This window comes from Micromonospora sp. NPDC005161 (assembly GCF_053599855.1).
This window is the reverse complement of sequence record NZ_JBSFYQ010000042.1, coordinates 34,560-58,275: the sequence shown is the minus strand read 5'-3', so window position 1 is coordinate 58,275 and position 23,716 is coordinate 34,560. Positions and strand designations below refer to the sequence as shown.

Here is a 23,716-nt window from a genome sequence, read left to right as displayed (position 1 = left end):
TCTTCCTATCTCCCTTGGTTGGGGTACATTGCCCGACATGACGTCCACTCCCGTTGCTCCGCGGTCGCCCGGGCGACCGCGGAGCCTCCGCGCCGATGAGGCGATCATCGAGGCCACCCTCGACCTGCTCGCCGAGGGCAGCACCATCGAGGCGCTCTCGATCGAGGCGATCGCCGCCCGCGCCGGGGTCGGCAAGGCCACCATCTACCGCCGCTGGGCCGGCAAGGACGCGTTGCTGCTGGACGCGCTGCGCCGGCTCAAGGGCATCCTGCCGCAGCCCGAGGGGCACTCCGTCCGGGACGACCTGGTGCTGCTCGTCGGCGCGATCGGGAAGAACGTCGACCCGCGAGCGGCGAAGATCATGCCCTGCCTGGTGCCCGCGGTGAATCGCAGCCCCGACCAGTTCCAGCTCTACCAGAACATCATCGCCCCGCGCCGGCAGCTGATGCGCGAGGTGTTGCGGCGGGGTATCAGCGAGGGTCTGCTCCGGCCGGACATCGACCTGGAGGTGACCATGGCGCTCCTCACCGGGCCGATGCTGATCCAACGGGTGCTGCGCTGGAACCCGGAGCTGGACGAGCGGGCCCTGCCGGAGCAGGTCGTCGACACGCTGCTGGAGGGCATCCGCGCCCGCTGACCCGTACCCGGCCGGTGGTCAGCCGGCCGGGGTGCGCAGTCGGTGCAGGCGCAGCGCCAGCTGCACCTCCAGCGCTCGCTCGGGCCGCTGCCAGTCGGCGCCGAGCAGCTGACCGACCCGCTCCAACCGCTGGGTCACCGTGTTGACGTGCACGTGCAGCTGCTCGGCGGCCCGGGCCAGGCTGCCGCCCACCCCGAAGTACGCCTCCAGCGTCTTCACCAGCGCCGTGCCCCGCCGGGCGTCGTAGTCGAGCACCGGCCCGACGGTGGCGGTGAGGAACTGGGCCACGTCCTTCTCGCCCCGGTCACCGACCGTGCCCAGCAGCAGCCCGACGAAGCCCAGCTCCGCCGTGCTCGCCCCCTGGCCGGAGCGGCCCAGCGCGCCCAGCGCGGTGAGGCAGCGATCCGCCTCGTGGAACGCGCCCGCGAGGGTCGCCGGCCCGGCCGACGGGCCGCTCGCCCCGGCGGTCACCGGCCGGCCGGTCACCCGGGACAGGTCCCGGGCCACCGCGCGGCCGCTGCCACCGGCGTCCCGCCCGGGCAGCATCAGCACCACCCGACCGTCGCGCGCCGCCGCCAGCCCGCCCCGCGCCGAGGCGTACGTGGTGGCCCAGGAGAGCACCCGCTGCCGGGCTGAGCCGGTGGCCGCGATCGCGTCGTCGCCCACCGCCACCAGCACGTGCGGGGCGTCCAGATCGACCCCGAGGCGGCGGGCCCGGCTGCGCAGCGCGTCGGTGTCCCGCAGTGGCCGGGCGATCAGATCGTCCAGCAGCTCACCGCGGACCCGACCCTCCGCCTCCGCCACGGTGCGCCGGAACAGCAGCAGCAGAGCGGTCACCAGCGCGGCCCGCTCCAGAATCCGCTGGTCGGCGTCGACCAGCTCGTCGTCCGGGCGCAGCACCAGGGCGCCGAGGTTCTCCGCGCCCGCCACCACCGCCGCGTACCAGAGCGGGCCCCGGCGCACGCTGCGCCCCTCCGTCCGGGACGCGGCCACCGCCTCGACGATGTCCGCGCGATCCGGCTCCTCGATCTCACCGACCCGGGCCAGCAGCCGCCCCTCGGCGTCCAGTGCCAGCAGCGCCCCGTCCAGCACCTCGGTCACCGCGGCCGCCACGTCCTCCACCCCGCCGCCGCGCAGCACCAGCGCGGTCATGCGGTCGTGCGCCGCCGCGGCCCGCTCCACCGAGCTGCTGTGCGCCCGGATGGTGGTGTTCGCCGCCGACAGCTCCGCCAGCGCCGAGCGGGTCTCGGCGAGCAGCCGAGCGGTGTCGATCGCCACGGCGGCGTGCGCGGCGAGGGAGACCAGCAGCGCCACCTCCTCCCGGGCGAACGGCCGGGCCGAGCGGTTCGCCGAGTACAGCACCCCGATCGAGGTGGAGCCGAGCCGCAGGGGCACCCCGAGGATCGCCACCAGGCCCTCCTCGCCGACCCCGGCGTCGATCTCCCCGGTGTGGTGGAAGCGCTCGTCCTCGCCGTAGTTGGCGGTGACGTACGGCGCGCCGGACTGGGCCACCAGTCCGCCGAGGCCGGCGCCCATCGGCAGCCGCAGTCGCTGGAAGCGGGCCGAGACCGAACCGTCGGTCACCCGCATGTAGGTGTCGCCGTGCTCGTCGTCGTTGAGCGTCATGTAGGCCACGTCGGCGCCGAGCAGGTTGCGGGCCCGGTGCACGATCGCCCGCAGCACGTCGTCCAGGTCGCGCAGCCCGGCCAGGTCGCTGACCGTGTCGTACAGGCCGGACAGCTCGGTCTCCCGGCGGCGCCGGCGCTCCAGCAGCGCGCGGACCCGCAGCGCCACCGTCTTCGCCTGCTCCAGCTCGGCCAGCCGGTCGGCGGGCAGCCCGGCGGCCCGCGCGGCCACCAGCGGTCCCTCGAACTCGACCGCCGCGGCCTCACGGGCGAGCAGTTCCAGGAACTCCACCGGCGACGACATGGTCGACATTGTGCTCGGGCCCACTAGTTGGCCGTCCAGCCCCCGTCGAGCGCGATCGACGCGCCGGTGATGAACGCCGCCGGCGGTGAGCAGAGATACGCCAGCAGCTCCGCCACCTCCTCCGGTTCGATCAGCCGCTTGATCGCGGCCCGGGCCAGCATGATCTTCTCGATCACCTCGGCCTCCGGGATGCCGTGGCTGGCGGCCTGGTCGGCGATCTGGCTCTCCACCAGGGCGGTGCGCACGTACGCCGGGTTGATGCAGTTGGCGGTCACGCCGTGCGCGGCGCCCTCCAGCGCCACCACCTTCGACAATCCCTCCAGCGCGTGCTTCGCCGAGACGTAGGCCGCCTTGTACGGCGACGCCCGCAGCCCGTGCACGGAGGAGATGTTGACGATCCGGCCCCAGCCACGCGCGTACATGTGCGGTAGCGCGCGGCGGATCAGCAGGAACGGCGCCTCGACCATGACCCGCTGGATGTACTCGAAGCGTTCGACGGGGAAGTCCTGCACGGGCGCCACGTGCTGGAGCCCGGCGTTGTTCACCACGATGTCCACGTCCACGTCGAGCCGGTCCACCGCGGCGGCGTCGGCCAGGTCCACGCCCTCGGCGCGGCCGCCGACCTCGGCGGCGACCGCCTTGGCCGCGTCCAGGTTGCGGTCCACCACGAGCACCTTGGCGCCGGCCGCGCCCAGCCGCAGGGCGCAGGCTCGCCCGATGCCGCTGCCACCCCCGGTGACCAGGGCGGTCCGACCAGCGAGGTCGACGTGTACGACGTGGGGGACCGCCACGGGTTCTGCCGTCATGGCGCAAGAAGTTACGAGCTGTGTGGCCCCGCGCACATGTTCCGACAACACATATCCCACACCAACTCTGTGTGGCCCCCCGCGCACGGCGGGTCTCCCGGCCGCTCTCGTCGATCATGGAGTCGTGGTGCCCGATCAGCGGGCTTTCGCGGCCTCTGTGACCCACCACAACTCCATGATCGACAGGGGCGGGCGTGTCTCTTCCGTGCCCTTGGGGGTGGGGCAGTAGGGTGTCGAACACACGTACTGCTGACGGGTGGAGGGGGGCGGCGTGCGGGTTCTCGGGGTTGACCCGGGGTTGACCCGGTGCGGGGTGGGCGTGGTCGAGGGCGTGCCCGGCCGGCCCTGCACCCTGATCGCCTACTACGTGGTCTACACCGACCCGGCCGACGACCTGCCGCTGCGGCTGCTGCACCTGGACCGGTCACTGACCGAGTTGGTGGCCGAGCATCAACCGGACAGCGTCGCCGTCGAGCGGGTGTTCAGCCAGCACAACGTCCGCACGGTCATGGGCACCGCGCAGGCCAGCGGCATCGCCGTGCTGGCCGGGGCGCGCGCCGGGCTGCCGGTGCAGACGTACACCCCGAGCGAGGTGAAGGCGGCGGTGACCGGCTCCGGTCAGGCCGACAAGGCGCAGATGACCGCCATGGTGACCCGGCTGCTGCGGCTGGCCGAGCCGCCGAAGCCGGCCGACGCCGCCGACGCGCTCGCCCTGGCCATCTGCCACGTGTGGCGCGGCGGGACCCGCTCCAAGCTGGCCGCGGCGGCCGACCGGGCACGACGAGGAGGAACGCGATGATCGCCAGCGTGCGCGGCACGGTGACCGCGACGGGTCCGGACCAGGCCGTGATCGAGGTCGGCGGGGTCGGCCTGGCCGTGCACTGCGCCCCCGGGCTCATCGCCGAGCTGCGGGTCGGCCAGAGTGCCCGGCTCGCCACCAGCCTCGTCGTCCGGGAGGATTCGCTGACCCTCTACGGTTTCGCCGACGACGATGCCAAGGCGCTGTTCGAGCTGCTCCAGACCGCGAGCGGCGTCGGCCCGAGGCTGGCCCAGGCGGTGCTGGCCGTGCACACCCCGGACGCGGTGCGCAAGGCGATCGCCAACGCCGACACCGCCGCGCTGACCCGGGTGCCCGGGATCGGCAAGAAGGGCGCCGAGCGGCTGGTGCTGGAGCTGCGCGACCGGATCGGCCCGGTGTCGATCGGCGCCGACGGCGTGGGCGGGGTGACCGGCGGCGCCTGGCCCGATCAGGTCCGCCAAGCGCTGGTCGGGCTGGGCTGGACGGCGGGGCAGGCCGACCAGGCGGTGGCCGCGGTGGCGGAGACCGTCGACGGCGAGACCCCGGCCGTGCCGGTCCTGCTCAGGCAGGCCATCCGCCTGCTGGGTCGTACCCGATGAGCGCGAGGAGTGAGCCGGTTTTGCGAGCCCCGCAGTCGCGAATGAAGAGGGCACAGTGAGTGAGACCGAGGGGCTCGTCTCGGCGTACGTCACCGACGCGGAGCGGGACGCGGAGGCCACCGTACGGCCCAAGCGGCTGGCCGAGTTCATCGCTCAGGACCGGGTCCGCGATCAGCTCGACCTGTTGTTGCAGGGCGCCATGCGGCGGGGCTCCCCGCCGGACCACATCCTGCTTTCCGGCCCGCCCGGCCTCGGCAAGACCAGCCTGGCCAACATCGTCGCCGCCGAGCTGGGCTCGGGCATCCGGGTGACCAGCGGCCCGGCGATCGAGCGCTCGGGCGACCTGGCGGCCATCCTGACCAGCCTCGCCGAGGGTGACGTGCTGTTCATCGACGAGATCCACCGGATCGCGCGGCCAGCCGAGGAGCTGCTCTACAGCGCGATGGAGGACTTCCGGGTCGACGTGGTGGTCGGCAAGGGGCCGGGCGCCACCGCCATCCCGCTGGACGTCGAGCCGTTCACGCTGGTCGGGGCGACCACGCGGTCGGGCCTGTTGACCGGGCCGATGCGGGACCGGTTCGGTTTCGTCGCGCACCTGGACTTCTACGCCCCGGCGGACCTGGAGACCCTGCTGCACCGCTCGGCGCGGATCCTCGGTGTGCCGATCACCGCCGAGGGCGCGGCCGAGATCGCCGGCCGGGCCCGGGGCACCCCGCGGATCGCCAACCGGCTGCTGCGCCGGGTCCGCGACTACGCGGAGGTGCGGGCCGAGGGCGTGGTCAACCTGGGCACGGCCCGGGCCGCGCTGACCGTGTACGACGTGGACGCGCTCGGCCTGGACCGGCTGGACCGGGCGGTGCTGACCGCGCTGGTCGACTCGTTCCGGGGCGGCCCGGTGGGGCTGTCCACGCTCGCCGTGGCGGTGGGGGAGCAGCCGGACACGGTCGAGGAGGTCTGCGAGCCGTTCCTGGTCCGCGCCGGCCTGCTGGCCCGTACCCCGCGCGGCCGGGTGGCGACCGAGGCCGCCTGGCGGCATCTGGGCCGAACACCACCGAATGGTACAATTGGGGTGGATGTCCCACCGGCGCCCGATCTGTTCTCGTTGGACGCCGAACAGCCGTGATGTGAACGTGATCTGCACCGCATTCGGTGTTCTCAGGTGCAGGGATTAGACTTCGCCGCGGTCTGTACAGGACGTGAGAATCCGCCTCCGCTCCGGCACCCCGTGTGCCGGGCAGGTGGCCAATGGGAAGGTCAGTAACCGTGCATTACGCAGCAGCGGGTGGCGGGGCCGGCAGCTTCACGCCGATCCTGATGATCGCCCTGCTCTTCGGTGTCATGTACTTCATGATGATCCGCCCCCAGCAGAAGCGCCGCCGCGAGGCGGCGTCGATGCAGTCCAACCTCGGCCCCGGCGACGAGGTCGTGACCATCGGCGGGCTCTACGGCACGGTCACCGGCATCGAGGACGACAGCGTCCTGCTGGAGGTCGCCCCGGGCGTGCAGACCCGGTACGCCCGGCCGGCCATCGCCCGGGTGGTCACCCGTGCGGAGCTGCCGAGCGAGCCGGCCACCGAGGACGCGGACACCGTCAAGGAGTGACCCCTCCCTCCCGGGGGTGGCGGGTCCGGCGTACGGCCGGCCCACGGCCCTCGGGCCGCCGCGCCCGACGGGGCAGCGGACGTGACGTGAAAACTGGATAGTTGGGTCGACGCCGGGCGTCGGCACGTTCCCGTGACCGTCGGCGTCCCGCGCCGGCGCGTACGGCCACCGTGTCGGCCCCTCGCCGGCCCAGGTCAGACCCGTCGGCCGGGACCCCCGGCCCGACACCCGCCGCCGCCGCGCGCAGCGGCGCGACCGTACAGGGAGACAGGACAACCGTGGCACCACCTCAGGGACAGATGCGGCCCGGCCGGCAGCTCGCCGTGCTCGGGTTCATCTTCGTCGTCCTCTACCTATTGGTGTTCTTCGCGGGCGGCGCCAGCGGGAGCTTCAAGGACCGGCTAGAGCCCAAGCTCGGCCTGGACCTGATCGGCGGCACCCGGATGACGCTGGAGGCGACCAACAGCGTCGACGGCAAGCCCCCGACGGCGGAAAACCTCGAGGAGGCCCGCCAGATCATCGAGAGCCGGGTCAACGCGTTCGGCGTGGCCGAGGCCGAGGTGGTCACCGAGGGCAACCGCAACATCGTCATCTCCCTGCCCGGTGAAAACCGGGACCTCACCGACGTGGGCAGCGCCGCCGAGCTGCGCTTCCGCAAGGTGCTCAAGGCCGCCGACGGCAGCGGGACGGCCGCGGTGCCGCCGCCCGCCGCCACGCCGGCCCCCTCGGGCAGCGCAAGCCCGACCCCGTCCGGCAGCGCGTCGCCGACCCCGTCGGGCAGCGCCGCGCCGAAGGTGACCACGTCGCCGAGCGGCGGGCAGGGCGGGATGGCGCCGACGCCCAGCGCCAGCGCCACGCCGACCCCGTCGGCCTCGGCCTCGCCGAGTGCCGCCACCCCGTCGCCGAGCGCCAGCGAGGAGCCGGTGCCGGCCAGCATCGAGGAGCAGCGGAAGGCCGTCGAGCAGAAGGTCGGGGCTCCCATCTGGCAGGCCGCCAGCGGGTTGCAGGCGCCGGCCGACCTGACCGCCGACCCGTCGCTGGCCGACAAGCTCAAGCCGTTCGGCACGCTGTCGCCGCAGGAGGTGGCGGTGCTGCCGGCGCAGATGCAGTTCAACGTGCCGACGATCAGCTGTGCACAGCTCGACAAGCGCCCGCCGGCGTCGATCTCCGACCCGAAGCAGCAGGTGGTCTCCTGCGAGGACGGCGCTTCCAAGTACCTGCTCGACCAGGCCAAGGTGCTGGGCACCGACGTGGACGACGCCGACGCGGTGCTCGACCAGACCAACGCCTGGGTGGTCAGCCTGGACTTCACCGGCGACGGCCAGGGCAAGTGGACCGCCCTCACCCGTGAGGCGTTCAACAACGAGGGCCAGGCCTGCGACGCGACCGCGCTGGGCCAGGACGGCAAGTGCCGGGTGGCCGTCGTGCTGGACAACGAGATCGTCTCCTCGCCGGAGATCCAGGGCGTGCTGACCGGCAACTCCCAGATCACCGGCAACTTCATCCAGAAGGACGCGAGCACGCTCGCCGGCCAGCTCCGCTACGGCGCGCTGCCGGTGACCTTCGAGCCGCAGGAGTCGCAGAACGTCACCGCCACGCTGGGTGCCAGCCACCTGCGGGCCGGTCTGCTCGCGGCCGGCATCGGCATGCTGCTGGTCATCATCTACGCGTTCTTCTACTACCGGCTGCTCGGCTCGGTGATCTTCCTGAGCCTGATCCTCTCCGCGCTGCTGGTCTTCGGCGCGCTGGTGGTGCTCGGCCGGCAGATCGGCTTCACGCTCACCCTCGCCGGCATCGCCGGCATGATCGTCTCGCTCGGTGTGGCGGCGGACTCGTTCGTCATCTACTTCGAACGGTTGAAGGACGAGATCCGGGAGGGGCGCAGCCCACGTAGCGCGGTGCCCCGGGCCTGGATCCGGGCCCGCCGTACGATCATCTCGGCCAACGCGATCACCCTGCTCTCCGCGGTGGTGCTCTACGTGGTCTCGGTCGGCACGGTCAAGGGCTTCGCGTTCGCCCTCGGCCTGGCCACCGTGCTGGACCTGGTCGTGGTCTTCCTCTTCCGGCACCCGATCATGACGATGTTCGCCCGGACCCGGGCGTTCCTGTCCCCGCGGGTCAGCGGTCTGGGCCGGGCGCTTCCGGCCCGCAGCCAGCAGACTCAGCCCCGCAACCCGCGCGCCAAGGAGGCCTGAGATGGCTCAGAACGGTCTGGCGAGCCGCCTCTACAACGGCGAGGCCGGTCTCAACGTCGTCGGTCGACGCAAGCTCTGGTTCGGCGTCGCCGGGGTCCTGGTCCTGATCGCGATCCTCAGCTTCTCGATTCGTGGGTTCAGCCTCGGCATCGAGTTCGCCGGCGGCAACTCGTTCCAGGTGCCGGCCAGCGTCGGCACCCTGGAGCAGGCCGAGGAGGAGGTCAACTCCGCCCTCGCCGCCGAGAACACCGGCGTCGAGGTGGCCACCGCGCAGAAGGTCGGCGGCCCTGGCGGCGACTCCTACGAGTTGCGCACCGGGCAGCTCTCCGCCGAGCAGGCCAATGCCGTCAAGGCCCAGATCGCCGAGGATCTCGGCATCGATGTCGGCCAGATCAGCGGCAACCAGGTCAGCGAGGCGTGGGGCAGCCAGGTCACCGAGCGGGCCGTCCTCGGCCTGGTCATCTTCATCGCGCTGGTGATGGTCTACCTGATCCTGCGGTTCGAGTGGCGGATGGCGGTCGCCGCCGTCTCCTCGCTGTTCACGAACCTGATCCTCACCGCCGGCATCTACTCGCTGGTCGGCTTCGAGGTCACCCCGTCGACGATCATCGGTTTCCTCACGATCCTGGGCTTCGCGCTCTACGACGTGGTGGTGGTCTTCGACAAGGTCCAGGAGAACACCCGGGGCATCACCGCCAACAACAACCAGACGTACGGCGAGGCGGCCAACCTGGCCGTCAACCAAAGCCTGATGCGGTCGCTGAACACCTCGGTGGTCGCCCTGCTGCCCGTCGGTGGTCTGCTCTTCATCGGCGCCGGCCTGCTCGGCGCCGGCACGCTGAAGGACCTCGGCCTGGTGCTGTTCGTCGGTATGGCGGTGGCGTTCCTGACCTCCATCCTGGTGGCCACGCCGCTGCTGGCGCTGCTGAAGAACTACGACCCGCGGATCCAGGCCCACAACAAGCGGGTGCTGACCCGTCGGGGCGCGCTGTCCCGTGGCGAGATCACGCCGAAGGGTGCCCCGAGCCCGGGCCAGGCCGACGGTGCGGAGACCCCGGTCGACCCGGACTCCGCCGCGCTGGCCGGCGCCGCCCCCAAGGTGGGCGCCCGGCCGGCGGGTAAGCGGCCGACCGGCGCCCGGGGCGGTCGCCCCGGTGGCGGCGGCAACCGGCCGGGTGGCGCCAAGCGGCGCTGACCGGCGCCCGGGGCGGACCCGGGAGGAAACACCCGAACGGCGTCCGGCATGCTGTGCGAGCAGCATCGCCGGACGCCGTCGTCGTTGGAAGGAAACGGAACAGCCGTGACGGAGACCCACAGCACCGCGGCGCGCGGGGACAGCGGCCCGGAGACCGCCCGGCTGGTGGCCAGCCGGGTGCTGGACGTGCCCGACTTCCCCCAGCCCGGTGTCATGTTCAAGGACCTGATGCCGCTGTTCGCCGACGGTAAGGCGTTCCGCGAGGTGACCGACGGGATCGTCGCGTACCACGGGCGGGACAGCTTCGACGTCGTGGTCGGCATCGAGGCTCGCGGGTTCGTCGTCGCGGCGGCAGTCGCGTACGCGGCCGGGGTGGGCGTGGTGCCGGTGCGCAAGGCCGGCAAGCTGCCCCGCCCGGCACACTCGGTGTCCTACGCCCTGGAGTACGGCGAAGCCACCCTGGAAGTGCACGAGGACGCCTTCACCGCCGGGCACCGGGTGCTGGTCGTCGACGACGTGCTGGCCACCGGCGGCACCGCCGAGGCGACGCTGGATCTGGTCGAGCGGGCCGGCGGGACCGTCACCGGCTTCACCGTGCTGCTGGAGCTCGCCTTCCTGGGTGCCCGCAAGCGGCTGGCCCCGCGTCCCGTCCATGCCCTGCTGACCGTTTGAACCCGGGCCCGTCGGGCGGACCGGGCACCGACCGTCCGGCGGAGCGGCAGGGGACCGTCCGTGCGGGTAGCATTGCCCTTTGCTGACGCCGGCGGTCACGCCGTCCGGCGGCGCGAGACCAGGCCGGCCGACGTACGGCCGGTGCGTTCCGGCGAGCGGTGAGGAGGCCGGTGTCCCACGATGTCGTCCCTCCGGTGGAGGGCACGGTGCACCCGACAGGCGACGCTGACGGCTCGGTGACGGAGCGGAACGGTGACGCGCCGACCAGGGTGACGGGCGCCGGCAACGGCACCGGCAAGGCTCCGGCCGAGGGCGCGGTGCGTCCGACCGTGGCGGTGCCGAGCGCGGAGGCGTCCCCCGGTGCCGACGGGGTCGTGGTCCCGTTCCCGACCGACGCCGGCGTCGAGCCGCTGCCCAGCGGCGGCTTCGGGCTGTCCAACGCGCCCACCGGGCGGCGGGTCCGGGCCCGGCTCGCGCGGTTCAACGCGCCGTGGCAGACCTCGCAGGTCAGCGAGGTGCTCGAGCCGCTCATCGCCAGCCACCGGGAGAACCACCCGAAGGCCGACGCCCGGCTGCTCCAGCGCGCCTTCGACACGGCCGCGCGGTGGCACTCCGGGCAGTACCGCAAGTCCGGCGACCCGTACATCACCCACCCGCTCGCGGTGGCGACCATCCTGGGCAACCTCGGTATGGACACCACCACGCTGGTCGCCGCGCTGCTGCACGACACCATCGAGGACACCGAATACACCCTCGACCAGATGCGGGCCGACTTCGGCGGCGAGGTCGCCCTGCTGGTCGACGGCGTCACCAAGCTGGACAAGGTCAAGCTGGGCGACGCGGCCAAGGCCGAGACGATCCGCAAGATGGTCGTGGCCATGGCCAAGGACCCGCGGGTGCTGGTGATCAAGTTGGCCGACCGGCTGCACAACATGCGCACCCTGACCTTCCTGCCCCGGCCCAAGCAGGAGCAGAAGGCCAAGGAGACGCTGGAGATCCTGGCCCCGCTGGCCCACCGGCTGGGTATGAACACGATCAAGTGGGAGCTGGAGGATCTCGCCTTCGGCACGCTGTTCCCGAAGCGCTACGAGGAGATCAACCGGCTGATCGGGGAGCATCAGCCGCAGCGCGAGGCGCTGCTGCGGCAGGTGACGCAGAAGGTGCAGACCGACCTCAAGGCCGCCAAGATCAAGGCGGAGACCACCGGCCGGCCGAAGCACCTCTACTCGATCTACCAGAAGATGATCGTGCGGGGTCGTGACTTCAACGACATCTACGACCTGGTCGGTGTGCGGATCCTGGTCGACACGGTTCGGGACTGCTACGCCGCGTTGGGCGTGATCCACGCTAACTGGCAGCCGGTGCCGGGCCGGTTCAAGGACTACATCGCGATGCCCAAGTTCAACATGTACCAGTCGTTGCACACGACGGTCATCGGGCCTACCGGCAAGCCGGTGGAGATGCAGATCCGCACGTACGCGATGCACCGCACCGCGGAGTTCGGCATCGCCGCGCACTGGAAGTACAAGGAGCACAAGGGCACCCAGATCGTCGGCCCGCCGGCGCACATCGACGAGATGACCTGGCTGCGGCAACTGCTGGACTGGCAGCGTGAGGCGGCCGACCCGAGCGAGTTCCTGGACGCGCTGCGCTTCGACCTGTCCAGCCAGGAGGTGTACGTCTTCACCCCGAAGGGTGACGTCATCCCGCTGCCGACCGGGTCGACGCCGGTGGACTTCGCGTACGCGGTGCACACCGAGGTCGGGCACAAGTGCATCGGCGCGCGGGTCAACGGCAAGTTGGTGCCGTTGGAGTCGACGCTCTCCAACGGCGACGTGATCGAGATCTTCACCTCGAAGTCCGAGACCGCCGGCCCGACCCAGGACTGGCTGGGCTTCGTCAAGAGCCCGCGTGCGCGTACGAAGATCCGCCAGTACTTCAACAAGGAGCGGCGCGAGGAGGCGATCGAGGCCGGTAAGGACGCGATCGTCAAGGCGATGCGCAAGCAGGGCATGCCGTTGCAGCGGATGCTCACCTCCGACGCGCTGATGTCGATCGCCCGGGACCTGCACCTGGCCGACGTGGCCTCGCTCTACGCGGCGGTCGGCGACAGCCAGGTCTCCGCGCAGTCGGTGGTGCAGAAGCTGATGGCCGCGTACGGCGGCGAGGAGGGCGCGGCGGAGGACATCGCCGAGACCGCCGTCGCCACCCGGCCGCCGCGCAGCCGGCAGAGCAGCGCCGATCCCGGCGTGGTGGTCCGGGGCGTCAGTGACGTCTGGATCAAGCTGGCCCGCTGCTGCACCCCGGTGCCACCGGATTCGGTGTTCGGCTTCGTCACCCGCTCCGGCGGGGTGAGCGTGCACCGCGACGACTGCGCCAACGCGGAGGACCTGCGGGCGCAGAGCGAGCGGGTGGTCGAGGTGAGCTGGAAGCTCACCTCCGCCTCGACGTTCCTGGTGGCCATCCAGGTGGAGGCTCTGGACCGGCACAAGTTGCTGGCCGACGTCACCCGGGTGCTCTCCGAGGAGCGGGTCAACATCCTCTCCGCCACCGTCACCACCACCCGCGACCGGGTGGCGGTGAGCCGGTTCAGCTTCGAGATGGCCGACCCGAAGCACCTGGGCCACCTGCTGGCCACGGTTCGCAAGGTCGACGGCGTCTTCGACGCCTACCGGGTCACCTCCGGCGCCTGACCGCCCGCGCCGCGTACCCCTGCGGCACCGAGTCTCCGGACACGGAAGCGCCCGCCGGCTCAGCCGGCGGGCGCTTCCGTCGTCTCCTCGGGCGTCAGCCCTGCGGCGCGCTCATCGTGAGGTCGTTGATGACGACCTCCTTCTTCGGGTGGCCACCGCCGGCCTGCTGCGCGAACGCCCCGTCGTCGCCGGCCTTGGCCACGTCCTTGACGATGTCCAGGCCACCGGTGATGGTCCCCAGCACCGTGTACGCGGGGTCCAGAGGCGAGTCGCCGTAGACGATGAAGAACTGGCTGCCGGTGCTGCCCGGCTGGCCCGAGTTGGCCATCGCGATGACGCCCTCCGGGTACGGCGGGCGCTTGTCGGTGGGCAGGTTCTCCTCGGGCAGCCGGTAGGTCGGGCCACCCGTGCCGTCGGTGTCCCGCCAGCCCTTGCCGGTGGCGCTCGGGTCACCGCACTGCAGCACCTTGATGCCCTCGGTCACCAGGCGGTGGCACTTGCTGTTGTCGAAGAAGTTCTTCTCCGCGAGGTGGGTGAAGCTGCCCGCCGTGCAGGGCACCAGCGACCGGTCGACCTTGGCGGTGATCGGGCCGAGGTTCGTGGTGATCGTCATGGTCTGCACGCCGGTGCCGGACTGCTCGTTGCTCGGCAGCCCGACGTCCTTGACTTGTGGGCTCCGCTGGTCGGCGGGCAGCGCGTTGTAGGCGCACTCGGACGCGCCGGGCGCCTGGGCGGTGGTGTCGGTCTTGTCGTCGTCGCCGCCGAGGCTCATGGCCAGCCAGACGGTGCCGGCGACCACGAGCACCAGCGCGGCGGCAACGCCGATGATCGCCTGCGTCTGCCGACGCTTGCGGGCCCTGGCCGCGCGCTCGGCCATCTCCTTCTCGAGCCGGGCGCGTGCCGCCGCGCGCTGCCGCTCTCTGGTGGACGTCACGCCTGGATCCTCCTGGCTGTCTGCTTCTGGGTGCCGCTCGGGTGGGGTGGGGGCCACCGGTCAGCCGGCGCTCGGGCTGCTGGCCGGGGCTCCGGAGGCCGACGGCGACGGTGCCGCGGCGGTGACCGGCTCACCAACGGTGAGGCTCTGGATCACCACGTCGGTCTTGGGCTTGACCTTGGCCCCCGTCCCATTGTCCACGGTCGGCAGGGCACCGATCTTCTCCACCACGTCCAGCCCGCCGGTCACCCGGCCGATCACGGGGTACTTCGGGTCGGTGGTGGTGAAGTCCTTGAAGAAAATCAGGAACTGGCTGCCGTTGCTGCCCGGCGGGTTGGAGATCATCGCCACGGTCCCCTTCGGGTACGTGGGCGGCTGGCCGGGTGCCGGGGTGGCCGACGGCGACGCCGACGGCACGGTCGGCACGTCCTCGTCGTAGAACGAGTAGGTGGGCCCGCCGAGGCCGGTGCCGCTGGGGTCGCCGCAGCGCAGCGCGCCGTCGGCGGTGATCTCGTGGCACTTGGTGTTGTCGTAGAACGACCGGCTCGCCAGGTGGGCGATGCTCGCCGCGGCACACGGTGAGTTGGTCAGACTCAACTCAGCGGTGATCGGCGCGCCCTGGTTGGTGGTCACGGTCATCGCCCGGGTGCCGTCGGTGGGCAGGTCCTTCGTCGCCGGCGTGCCGACGTCCTTGAGGTTGGTGTTGGCCGTGGCGTCCTGCGGCGTCCAGAGGCAGGTGTCCGCCGCGGCCGTGTTCTGCTTCGGGTCGGAGTCGAACGCGCCCAGTGCCCACGCTGAGCCGGCCACGATCACCGCGAGGACCAGGAAGGCGCCGACGCCGGCCTGGATCTGCCGACGGCGCCGCACTGAGGCGGCCCGGCGGGCCAACTGCCGGTCGAGCTTGGCCCGCGCCAGTTTGCGCTGCCGGTCCCTGCTGGAAGCCACCCGTGCTCCCCTTTCCTCTACCTGGTCGTCGCCGGCGGCCGGGTGTCCCGGCCCGTCCGGGCGTCACGTGTGCCGCGCCACACGCCCGGCAGAGTGTACGGCTAGCGACTGGGAATGTGGTGTACGAGGTCCACCCGTCCGCCAGCAGCCCTTATCGGGCGATGTCACTGTGCCCGGCGGGGCGGGTGGGACGGACGCGGCAAACCGGCTCGCCCCGCCGGTTAGGCTGCTGGGCAGGACGACAGCTCGACGGAAGGACAGCGCCCGTGCTCGTGGCCGGCTTTCCCGCGGACGCCTTCGGCACCAACTGCTATGTGGTGGCCACGGCGCCGGGGGAGCAGTGCGTGGTGGTCGACCCCGGCATCGGGGTGCTCGACCAGCTCGACGCTCTGCTCGCCGAGCACCGCCTGCACCCGGCCGCCGTGCTGCTCACCCACGGCCACCTGGACCACACCTTCTCGGTCGCGCCGGTCTGCGGCGCCCGCGGCGTCACCGCGTACGTGCACCCCGGCGACCGGGAGATGCTGGCCGACCCGGCCAAGGGCCTCTCGACCGACCTGACCTCGCTCTTCGGCGGCCGGCTGAGCTACACCGAGCCGGAGGACGTGGCGGAGCTGACCGACGGCGCCACCCTCGCGCTGGCCGGTCTGGAGATCGCCGTCGACCACGCCCCGGGCCATACCGGCGGGTCGGTGCTGTTCCGGCTGCCCGGCGCGGGCTCGGGCTGGGACGCCGAGGAGCTGTGCCTCTCCGGTGACGTGCTCTTCGCCGGCTCGATCGGCCGCACCGACCTGCCCGGCGGGAGCATGCCCGCGATGCTCACCAGCCTGCGCGACAAGATTCTTCCGCTGGCTGACGACACGGTCGTGCTGCCCGGCCACGGCCCCAGCACGACCATCGGCCGCGAGCGGGCCAGCAACCCGTACCTCATCGAGGTGGCGCAGGTCGGCGGCGGCCGACCGGCGGCGCCCACCCGGGGCCTCTAGATCTCCTCCGCGCCGTGCGCGGACCCACGACAGCACCGCGCCCAGACGCGGGACCGCAAGGAGTACTCCGATGAGCAAGCCCACGCCCATCTCCGGCTTCCCGGAGTGGACCCCCGGCCAGCGGATGATCGAGCAGTTCGTGCTCGACAAGATCCGGGCCACGTTCGAGCTGTACGGCTTCGCCCCGCTGGAGACGCGCGCGGTGGAGCCGCTGGACCAGCTGCTGCGCAAGGGCGAGACCTCGAAGGAGGTCTACGTGATCCGGCGGCTGCACGCCGACGCTGAGGGCGCGGGCGGCGACGACCAGCTCGGCCTGCACTTCGACCTCACCGTGCCGTTCGCCCGGTACGTGCTGGAGAACGCCGGCAAGTTGGCCTTCCCGTTCCGCCGCTACCAGATCCAGAAGGTGTGGCGGGGCGAGCGGCCGCAGGAGGGGCGCTACCGGGAGTTCGTCCAGGCCGACATCGACATCGTCGACCGGGACACTCTGGCCCCGCACCACGAGGCGGAGATGCCGCTGGTGATCGGGGACGCGCTGCGCGCGCTGCCGATCCCGCCGGTGACGATCCAGGTCAACAACCGCAAGATCTGCGAGGGCTTCTACCGGGGCATCGGGCTGACCGACCCGGAGGCGACGCTGCGCGCGGTGGACAAGCTCGACAAGATCGGCCCGGCGAAGGTGGCCGAGCTGCTGGCCCAGACCGCGGGGGCGAGCGAGGCGCAGGCCAAGGCGTGCCTCGCGCTGGCCGAGATCTCCGCCCCGGACGCGTCGTTCGCCGACGCGGTGCGCGCGCTGGGGGTCGACGACCCGCTGCTGACCGAGGGCATCGAGGAGCTGGTGCGGGTGGTGGAGACCGCCGCCGAGCACTCGCCCGGCCTCTGCGTGGCCGACCTGCGCATCGCCCGTGGCCTGGACTACTACACCGGCACGGTCTACGAGACGCAGCTGCGCGGCTACGAGCGTTTCGGCTCGATCTGCTCCGGCGGCCGGTACGACAACCTGGCCAGCGCCGGCGCCACCTCGTACCCCGGTGTGGGGATCTCGATCGGCGTGACCCGGCTGCTCGGGCTGCTCTTCGGCGCGGGGGAGCTGTCGATCTCCCGCGAGGTGCCGACGGCCGTGCTGGTCGCGGTGACCAGCGAGGAGCGGCGTTCGGCCAGCAACCGGGTGGCCGAGGCGCTGCGGCGGCGCGGGGTGCCGACCGAGGTGTCGCCGAGCGCGGCGAAGTTCGGCAAGCAGATCCGCTACGCGGAGCGGCGCGGCATCCCGTACGTCTGGTTCCCGGGTGTCGACGGTGCGCCGGACGAGGTGAAGGACATCCGTTCCGGTGAGCAGGTCACGGCCGGTGCGGGGGAGTGGATGCCGCCCCGGGAGGACGTGAAACCGGCGGTTGGCTGAGCGTCCCACTGGCGCGTACGGCCGCGGGGACCTACGGTAGCGTAAGTTACGCCACCGTAGGGAGTTTCTTGTGACCGTGAGCACCACGCTGAGTCAGACCGCACTGCTCGTCGAGTTGGAGCCGGTTGTCGCGCGCAACCTGGACCGCCACCTCTCGCTGGCCAAGGAGTGGTTCCCGCACGAGTACGTGCCGTGGAGCGAGGGTCGTACCTTCGACGGGCCGCTCGGCGGCGAGGCGTGGTCGCCGACCGACTCCACCATCCCCGACGTGGCCCGCACGGCGCTGATCGTCAACCTGCTGACCGAGGACAACCTGCCCTCGTACCACCACGAGATCGCCACCCTGTTCGGTCGGGACGGCGCGTGGGGCACCTGGGTGCACCGGTGGACCGCGGAGGAGGGCCGGCACGGCACGGCGATCCGCGACTACCTGACGGTCACCAGGGCGGTCGACCCGGTGGCGCTGGAGCGGGCCCGGATGACGCACATGTCCGAGGGCTACGAGAACGTGCACGGTGACGAGGTGCTGCACTCGCTGGCGTACGTCTCGTTCCAGGAGCTGGCCACCCGGATCTCGCACCGCAACACCGGCAAGGCCACCGGCGACCCCGCCTGTGAGGCGCTGCTGGCCCGGGTGGCCGCCGACGAGAACCTGCACATGGTCTTCTACCGCAACCTGCTCGCCGCCGCCCTCGAGCTGGCCCCGAGCCAGGCCATGCGGGCCGTCGCCGACGTGGTGGCCGACTTCCAGATGCCGGGCAACGGCATCGAGGGGTTCGCCCGCAAGTCGGTGGCGATCGCCCTGGCCGGCATCTACGACCTGCGCCAGCACCGCGACGAGGTGCTGCTGCCGGTGCTGCGCCAGTGGGACGTGTTCAACGTGACCGGCCTGAACGCCGACGGCGAGGCCGCCCGCGAGCAGCTCGCCACGCAGCTCGAAGCCCTGGACCGCGCCGCGAGCCGCTTCGAGGACAAGCGCGACGCCCGAGCCGCCCGCCTGGCCACCCGCTGAACCCCCACCCACCCGGCCGCCCCACCCCACGCTGACCCTTGCTGATCATGGGGTTGGTGGGTTGTCCGATCGTCGGATCGCCCGTCAACCTCATGATCGACCTGGGTGCGGGCGGGGGTCAGGCTGGGGGGTCGAGGGGGAGGAGCAGGCAGGTGCTGGTGGCATGGGCTATCAGGCGGGAGTTGGCGTCGGTGAGGCGGGCCTCGGCCAGGGACGTGCGGCGGCCCCGCTGGAGCACGGTGCCCTCGCAGCGCAGGATTCCGCTGTCGACGGTGACCGGGCGGAGGAACTTCACGTTGAGGTCCAGCGAGGTGTAGCCGACGCCGGCGGGCAACGTGGTGTGCACGGCGCAGCCGGCGGCGGTGTCCAGCAGGGTGGAGATGACGCCACCGTGGACGGTGCCCAGCGGGTTGTAGTGGAACTCCTGCGGGACCAGTTCGACCGTGACCCGGCCCTCGTCGGCCTCCATCCGCGCCATGTCGATCAGGTGCATCACCGGCGGCGCGGCCAGCTCCCCGGCGATCATCGCCCGGAGCAGGTCGAGGCCGGCGCGTCGACCGACCTGCGCCGCGTTGGCCGCCGGGTCCGACCAGGTGAAGGTACGGCTGCGCGTCGGCTCCTGCGTCTGTGTCATGGACGCAGCCTCGCAGCACGTTGCTGAGTCTGTCAATCAGACTTAGCCTGGTCGGATGAAACCCGCGGCACTGGACTGGTCGGTGGAGAACTGCACCATCGCCCGCGCGATGGAGATCCTCGGTGAGCGGTGGACCCTCGTGGTGCTCCGCGAGGTGTTCAACGGCGTACGCCGCTTCGACGACATGCGGGTGCGCACCGGGATCCCACGCCAGGTGCTGACCAACCGGCTGGCCGCCCTGGTGGAGCAGGGCGTGCTGCGCCGCGAGCCGTACCGCGAGCCGGGCAGCCGGCTACGCCACGAGTACCGGCTGACGGAGAAGGGCCTGGACCTGTGGCCGGTGCTGGTCGCCGTGCTCGGGTGGGGCGACCGCCACCTCGCCGACCCGGAGGGCTCACCGATCAGCGTGGGTCACCGGGACTGCGGCGCGGAGGTGCGCGTCGAGCTGCGCTGCGCGGACGGGCACGAGGTGAGCCGGCACCGCGACGTCGTGCCCCGGCCGGGCCCCGGCGCCCGTCGCCGTACCCCCTGACGCGGACCGTCGCCCGCCGCCCGCCGTCCGTTGCCGCAGTGCGGCGTCCGACGGCAGGTGGTGTCCGGAGGGGATCCGGCGGTGTTCGGTGTGACGGTGGGCGTCCGCGAGCGTGTCCGAGGTGTTGCGGCCATGTGGCCGGCGCGGATCGGCGAATCCGGGTGAAACAGGTCTTGCCAATGATCTTATGCATGTGAATACTTCAGTTCACTTGGCCGGTTTTCCCAGATCGGCCGGGTGGCCCCCGCGGGTTCGCCACCCCGGCGAGACCCGTTCCCCCGCCCAGGAGGTTTGTTACATGCGAACCACGAGGTCATCACTCCGTGTTGCGGCCACCGCCGCCGTGGCCGGAGCCCTGGTTGCCGGCTCGCTCATCGGCGCGCCCGCCCAGGCCGCCCCCGCCGCCTCGCCCGATGCCGCCGCCGCCCTCTCCGCACAGCTCGGCGACAGCTCCGCCGGCTCGTACATCGACGCCAGCGGCAAGTCCGTCGTCACCGTGACCGACGCGGCCGCCGCCCGCAAGGCGAGCAACGCCGGCGCCACCGTCCGGTACGTCACCCGTGGCGCCGCCGAGCTCAACCGGGCCACCGCGGACCTGGAGCGCTCCGCCAAGATCCCGGGCACCGCGTGGTGGAGCGACCCGGTCACCAACCAGGTCGTCGTCTCCGTGGACAGCACCGTCACCGGTGCCAAGCTGGAGCGGGTCAAGGCCGCCGCCGCGCGGGCCAACGGCGCGGTCCGGGTCGAGGCCGAGGCGGGCGTGCTGAGCACCCGCATCTCCGGCGGCCAGGCCATCTACGCCGGCGGTGGCGGGCGCTGCTCGCTCGGCTTCAACGTGCGCAGCGGCAGCACCTACTACTTCCTGACCGCCGGGCACTGCACCAACATCTCGGCGAGCTGGTACTCGAACTCCGGGCAGACCTCGCTGATCGGCACCCGTACCGGCACCAGCTTCCCGGGCAACGACTACGGCATCGTGCGGCACAGCAACTCCGCCAACGCCGCCGGTAACGTCTACCTCTACAACGGCAGCTACCGGGACATTACCGGCGCCGGCAACGCCTCCGTCGGCCAGTCGGTGCAGCGCTCCGGCAGCACCACCGGCCTGCGTTCCGGCTCGGTGAACGCGACCAACGCCACGGTGAACTACGCCGAGGGCTCGGTCTCCGGCCTGATCCGCACCAACGTCTGCGCCGAGCCGGGCGACAGCGGCGGCTCGCTGTTCAGCGGCGGCACCGCCCTGGGCATGACCTCCGGCGGTAGCGGCAACTGCCGCACCGGCGGCACCACCTACTTCCAGCCGGTCACCGAGGCGCTGAGCCGCTACGGCGTCAGCGTCTTCTGATCGATCCACCGCCCGCGGGCCGCCGGAGTCCTCCGGCGGCCCGCGCCGCGTGTGGGGCCCGCCTCACGCGAGCCGATCGGGCCTGTCCGCTGGTGGCAGGGGATCCGGGGGTACGACACCAGCCGCCGGCAGGGCCGGACCGACGGATGTGGCACCAGCGGTGGCCCACGCCAGATGCGCCTGCCGGGCCGAGATGACCGCCAGCAACGGCCAGAGCGACACGGCCACCGCCGTCACCCGCTCGGCCAACCCGGTCCGGGATCCGCTGGTCACCTCGAACGCGCTCCAGGCAAAGAGGGCGAGCAGCGCGAGCGTGGCGCTCAACCCCACGGTTCGGCGGAACGCCCACGGCGGCTGCGGAGCCTCCGGGTGCGCGGCGTTCGGGCCGCGCGGCAGCCGCAGCGCTGTGCCGGCCGGCCACAGCACCAGGGCGAGTACGGCCACCGTCGCCGCGACGCCGTGGCTGAGCGAACCGCCCACCGGCGGCCGGGGAAAGGCGACCAGCGCGATGGTGGCCACACCACCGATCGCGAGCAGGAAGCGGCTGGGCAGCCCGGCCGCGTGCAGCACGGCGGCCACCGCCAGGTAGCAGCAGCCGAGCAGCACCAGACAGGTGATCATGATCCAGGCGTCGGTGGCGTCCTGCCCCGCCAGCTCGCTGATGGTGTCCCGGATCGGGTCGTACCCGGCGGGCTGCCGGGCCTGCGCCACCGTCCAACCGGTCACCAGCAGCACGGGTGCGGCCGCGGCCGTGGCGACGGCCCAGTTCGGTACGGCGCGCACTTGGCCACGTTAACCGTCGCGGCGGCCCGCGAACCGGGGTTCGCCGCGCTGCCCACCGACAGATCACCCGGCCTGCCGGGTGCCCCGGAACAACGACTGCCGCCCCTGACAGAATGCCGGTGAGGACTGTTCCACGATGAGGAGTTGCCAGCCGTGATCCGTACCCACAACGCCGGAAGCTTGCGCGCGACGGACGCCGGCACGACGGTGACGCTCGCCGGGTGGGTGGCCCGCCGGCGCGACCACGGCGGCGTCATCTTCGTCGACCTGCGCGACGGCTCCGGCGTGGTCCAGGTGGTGTTCCGCGAGGAGGACGCGCACGCGCTGCGCAACGAGTTCTGCGTGAAGGTCACCGGCGAGGTGACCCGCCGGCCGGCCGGCAACGAGAACCCGGAGCTGCCCACCGGCGAGGTCGAGGTGACCGCCGTCGAGCTGGAGGTGCTCTCCGAGGCGGCGCCGCTGCCGCTGCCGGTGGACGACCAGATCGAGGCCGGTGACGACATCCGGCTCAAGTACCGCTACCTGGACCTGCGCCGCAGTGGCCCGGCGAGCGCGCTGCGGCTGCGTTCGCGCGCCAGTCAGCTCGCCCGGGGCGTGCTGCACGAGCGGGACTTCCTGGAGATCGAGACGCCGACGCTGACCCGGTCGACGCCCGAGGGCGCCCGCGACTTCCTGGTCCCGGTCCGGCTCCAGCCGGGCAGCTGGTACGCGCTGCCGCAGTCGCCGCAGCTGTTCAAGCAGCTGCTGATGGTCGGCGGCATGGAGCGGTACTACCAGATCGCCCGCTGCTACCGGGACGAGGACTTCCGCGCCGACCGGCAGCCGGAGTTCACCCAGCTCGACATCGAGATGTCCTTCGTCACCGAGGACGACGTGATCGACCTCGGCGAGGCGATCGTCTCGACGCTCTGGAAGGACCTGGCGGGGCACGAGATCAGCCAGCCGATCCCGCGGATCACCTGGCACGACGCGATGTCCCGCTACGGCTCGGACAAGCCGGACCTGCGCTACGGCGTCGAGCTGACCGAGCTGACGGACTACCTGCGCGGCACCGAGTTCCGGGTCTTCGCCGGGGCGATCGACGCGGGCGGCTACGTCGGCGCGGTGGTGATGCCGGGTGGCGCGGCGCAGAGCCGCAAGGAGCTGGACGGCTGGCAGGACTGGGCGAAGGCGCGTGGCGCGCGCGGCCTGGCGTACGTGGTGCTGGACGCCGAGACCGGTGAGGCACGCGGCCCGGTGGCCAAGAACCTCTCCGCCGAGCATCTCGCCGGGCTCGCCGACACGGTCGGCGCCAAGCCGGGCGACGCGGTCTTCTTCGCCGCCAGCGCCACCACCAGGGAGGCGGAGGAGCTGCTCGGCGCCGCCCGGGTCGAGATCGCCAAGCGGGCCGGGCTGATCGACGAGAGCGCCTGGGCGTTCTGCTGGGTGGTCGACGCGCCGATGTTCGAGCGCACGGATGAGGGCGGCTGGACGGCGGTGCACCACCCGTTCACCTCGCCCAACGCCGAGTGGGTGGACAAGTTCGAGGAGGCGCCGGACCGGGCGCTGGCGTACGCGTACGACATCGTCTGCAACGGCAACGAGATCGGCGGTGGGTCGATCCGTATCCACCGGGGCGACGTGCAGAAGCGGGTCTTCGACCTGCTCGGCATCACCCCCGAGGAGGCGCAGGACAAGTTCGGCTTCCTGTTGGAGGCGTTCAAGTACGGCGCCCCGCCGCACGGCGGCATCGCGTTCGGCTGGGACCGGGTCTGCATGCTGCTCGCCGGCGCGGACTCGATCCGCGAGGTGATCGCGTTCCCGAAGACCCGTGGCGGCTTCGACCCGCTGACCGGCGCACCGACGCCGATCACCGCCCAGCAGCGCACCGAGGCCGGCATCGACGCCAAGCCGAAGCCCCCGGCCACCGCGCACACCGGCACCGCCGGTCCCGCCGCCCCGGTCGCCGACCCGGTCTGACCGACCCACCCTGCATCTGCTTGGTTGATCAAGAGGTTTGCGTCATCATCGCTCGGTCGG

21 protein-coding genes are annotated in these 23,716 nt (G+C 72.1%); 15 read left to right on the top strand and 6 right to left on the bottom strand.

The features are described from left to right. Positions 1-28 precede the first annotated feature (28 nt). The gene (locus tag ACWD5O_RS30060; protein WP_450087381.1) at positions 29-637 is read left to right on the top strand and encodes a TetR/AcrR family transcriptional regulator; all 609 of its coding nucleotides are present in this window, start codon (positions 29-31) and stop codon (positions 635-637) included. 18 nt (positions 638-655) lie between these two features. Here ACWD5O_RS30060 and ACWD5O_RS30055 read toward each other — a convergent pair whose 3' ends face one another. After that, positions 656-2,575 carry a helix-turn-helix domain-containing protein gene (locus ACWD5O_RS30055; RefSeq protein WP_450087379.1) on the bottom strand — a complete coding sequence of 640 codons (1,920 nt, stop codon included), beginning with the start codon at positions 2,573-2,575 and terminating at the stop codon, positions 656-658. A gap of 14 nt (positions 2,576-2,589) precedes the next feature. Next, positions 2,590-3,372, bottom strand: a complete 783-nt coding sequence (locus ACWD5O_RS30050) for a 3-hydroxybutyrate dehydrogenase (protein ID WP_354964197.1) — start codon at positions 3,370-3,372, stop codon at positions 2,590-2,592. A gap of 271 nt (positions 3,373-3,643) precedes the next feature. Between ACWD5O_RS30050 and ruvC the strand changes: the two genes are divergently transcribed. From ruvC to ACWD5O_RS30010, 8 genes are all read left to right on the top strand, one after another. Next, a complete protein-coding gene (gene ruvC / locus ACWD5O_RS30045) occupies positions 3,644-4,171 on the top strand; it encodes a crossover junction endodeoxyribonuclease RuvC (protein ID WP_450087378.1) in 528 nt (175 codons plus the stop codon). Continuing rightward, positions 4,168-4,770 (top strand): Holliday junction branch migration protein RuvA, encoded by a 603-nt coding sequence (ruvA, locus tag ACWD5O_RS30040; RefSeq protein WP_450087377.1) that lies wholly within the window; start codon positions 4,168-4,170, stop codon positions 4,768-4,770. Before ruvC ends, ruvA begins: the two co-directional genes overlap by 4 nt. Positions 4,771-4,825: 55 nt before the next feature. Further along, the gene (gene ruvB / locus ACWD5O_RS30035) at positions 4,826-5,893 is read left to right on the top strand and encodes a Holliday junction branch migration DNA helicase RuvB (protein ID WP_450087376.1); all 1,068 of its coding nucleotides are present in this window, start codon (positions 4,826-4,828) and stop codon (positions 5,891-5,893) included. Between the two features lie 122 nt (positions 5,894-6,015). After that, a complete protein-coding gene (yajC, locus tag ACWD5O_RS30030; protein ID WP_354964201.1) occupies positions 6,016-6,372 on the top strand; it encodes a preprotein translocase subunit YajC in 357 nt (118 codons plus the stop codon). Positions 6,373-6,650: 278 nt separating this feature from the next. Next, positions 6,651-8,567, top strand: coding sequence for a protein translocase subunit SecD (gene secD / locus ACWD5O_RS30025; protein ID WP_450087375.1), 1,917 nt, complete (start codon positions 6,651-6,653; stop codon positions 8,565-8,567). A 1-nt stretch (position 8,568) separates the two neighbouring features. Then, a complete protein-coding gene (secF, locus tag ACWD5O_RS30020; protein WP_450087374.1) occupies positions 8,569-9,762 on the top strand; it encodes a protein translocase subunit SecF in 1,194 nt (397 codons plus the stop codon). Positions 9,763-9,867: 105 nt separating this feature from the next. Then, entirely contained in the window at positions 9,868-10,434 is a 567-nt protein-coding gene (locus ACWD5O_RS30015; protein WP_450087373.1) for an adenine phosphoribosyltransferase, read from the top strand. A 170-nt stretch (positions 10,435-10,604) separates the two neighbouring features. Continuing rightward, positions 10,605-13,127, top strand: coding sequence for a RelA/SpoT family protein (locus ACWD5O_RS30010; RefSeq protein ID WP_450087372.1), 2,523 nt, complete (start codon positions 10,605-10,607; stop codon positions 13,125-13,127). A gap of 94 nt (positions 13,128-13,221) precedes the next feature. Here the strand turns inward: ACWD5O_RS30010 and ACWD5O_RS30005 are convergent, their stop codons facing one another. Further along, positions 13,222-14,061 carry a peptidylprolyl isomerase gene (locus tag ACWD5O_RS30005; RefSeq protein WP_450087371.1) on the bottom strand — a complete coding sequence of 280 codons (840 nt, stop codon included), beginning with the start codon at positions 14,059-14,061 and terminating at the stop codon, positions 13,222-13,224. Positions 14,062-14,121: 60 nt separating this feature from the next. Further along, positions 14,122-15,006 carry a peptidylprolyl isomerase gene (locus tag ACWD5O_RS30000; protein WP_450087370.1) on the bottom strand — a complete coding sequence of 295 codons (885 nt, stop codon included), beginning with the start codon at positions 15,004-15,006 and terminating at the stop codon, positions 14,122-14,124. A 266-nt stretch (positions 15,007-15,272) separates the two neighbouring features. On the opposite strand from ACWD5O_RS30000, the gene ACWD5O_RS29995 reads away from it, so the two are divergent. From ACWD5O_RS29995 to ACWD5O_RS29985, 3 genes are all read left to right on the top strand, one after another. Continuing rightward, complete coding sequence (locus tag ACWD5O_RS29995; protein ID WP_450087369.1) at positions 15,273-15,992, top strand: MBL fold metallo-hydrolase; 720 nt, start codon at positions 15,273-15,275, stop codon at positions 15,990-15,992. Positions 15,993-16,062: 70 nt separating this feature from the next. Beyond that, positions 16,063-17,391 carry a histidine--tRNA ligase gene (hisS, locus tag ACWD5O_RS29990; RefSeq protein WP_450087368.1) on the top strand — a complete coding sequence of 443 codons (1,329 nt, stop codon included), beginning with the start codon at positions 16,063-16,065 and terminating at the stop codon, positions 17,389-17,391. Between the two features lie 70 nt (positions 17,392-17,461). Next, a complete protein-coding gene (locus ACWD5O_RS29985; RefSeq protein WP_450087367.1) occupies positions 17,462-18,403 on the top strand; it encodes an acyl-ACP desaturase in 942 nt (313 codons plus the stop codon). A 118-nt stretch (positions 18,404-18,521) separates the two neighbouring features. Here ACWD5O_RS29985 and ACWD5O_RS29980 read toward each other — a convergent pair whose 3' ends face one another. Then, the gene (locus ACWD5O_RS29980) at positions 18,522-19,037 is read right to left on the bottom strand and encodes a PaaI family thioesterase (protein ID WP_450087366.1); all 516 of its coding nucleotides are present in this window, start codon (positions 19,035-19,037) and stop codon (positions 18,522-18,524) included. Between the two features lie 55 nt (positions 19,038-19,092). Here ACWD5O_RS29980 and ACWD5O_RS29975 point away from each other — a divergent pair, with 55 nt between their 5' ends. Together ACWD5O_RS29975 and ACWD5O_RS29970 are read left to right on the top strand one after the other, a co-directional pair. Continuing rightward, positions 19,093-19,569: a winged helix-turn-helix transcriptional regulator gene (locus ACWD5O_RS29975; protein ID WP_354964211.1), complete on the top strand. Its 477-nt coding sequence runs from the start codon at positions 19,093-19,095 to the stop codon at positions 19,567-19,569. Between the two features lie 298 nt (positions 19,570-19,867). After that, positions 19,868-20,914: a S1 family peptidase gene (locus tag ACWD5O_RS29970; protein WP_450087365.1), complete on the top strand. Its 1,047-nt coding sequence runs from the start codon at positions 19,868-19,870 to the stop codon at positions 20,912-20,914. A gap of 63 nt (positions 20,915-20,977) precedes the next feature. On the opposite strand, the gene ACWD5O_RS29965 is transcribed toward ACWD5O_RS29970, so the two are convergent. Continuing rightward, positions 20,978-21,697: a DUF998 domain-containing protein gene (locus ACWD5O_RS29965; protein WP_450087364.1), complete on the bottom strand. Its 720-nt coding sequence runs from the start codon at positions 21,695-21,697 to the stop codon at positions 20,978-20,980. Positions 21,698-21,850: 153 nt separating this feature from the next. Between ACWD5O_RS29965 and aspS the strand changes: the two genes are divergently transcribed. After that, entirely contained in the window at positions 21,851-23,656 is a 1,806-nt protein-coding gene (gene aspS / locus ACWD5O_RS29960; protein WP_450087363.1) for an aspartate--tRNA ligase, read from the top strand. Positions 23,657-23,716: the final 60 nt, after the last annotated feature.

What these genes read in the sequence shown, in the direction of transcription:
- ACWD5O_RS30050 (WP_354964197.1), bottom strand. Translation starts at nt 3,372, where the DNA reads ATGACGGCAGAACCCGTGGCGGTCCCCCACGTCGTACACGTCGACCTC.
- secF (WP_450087374.1), top strand. Translation starts at nt 8,569, where the DNA reads ATGGCTCAGAACGGTCTGGCGAGCCGCCTCTACAACGGCGAGGCCGGT.
- ACWD5O_RS29980 (WP_450087366.1), bottom strand. Translation starts at nt 19,037, where the DNA reads ATGACACAGACGCAGGAGCCGACGCGCAGCCGTACCTTCACCTGGTCG.
- ACWD5O_RS29970 (WP_450087365.1), top strand. Translation starts at nt 19,868, where the DNA reads ATGCGAACCACGAGGTCATCACTCCGTGTTGCGGCCACCGCCGCCGTG.
- ruvA (WP_450087377.1), top strand. Translation starts at nt 4,168, where the DNA reads ATGATCGCCAGCGTGCGCGGCACGGTGACCGCGACGGGTCCGGACCAG.
- hisS (WP_450087368.1), top strand. Translation starts at nt 16,063, where the DNA reads ATGAGCAAGCCCACGCCCATCTCCGGCTTCCCGGAGTGGACCCCCGGC.
- ACWD5O_RS30055 (WP_450087379.1), bottom strand. Translation starts at nt 2,575, where the DNA reads ATGTCGACCATGTCGTCGCCGGTGGAGTTCCTGGAACTGCTCGCCCGT.
- ACWD5O_RS29975 (WP_354964211.1), top strand. Translation starts at nt 19,093, where the DNA reads ATGAAACCCGCGGCACTGGACTGGTCGGTGGAGAACTGCACCATCGCC.
- yajC (WP_354964201.1), top strand. Translation starts at nt 6,016, where the DNA reads ATGGGAAGGTCAGTAACCGTGCATTACGCAGCAGCGGGTGGCGGGGCC.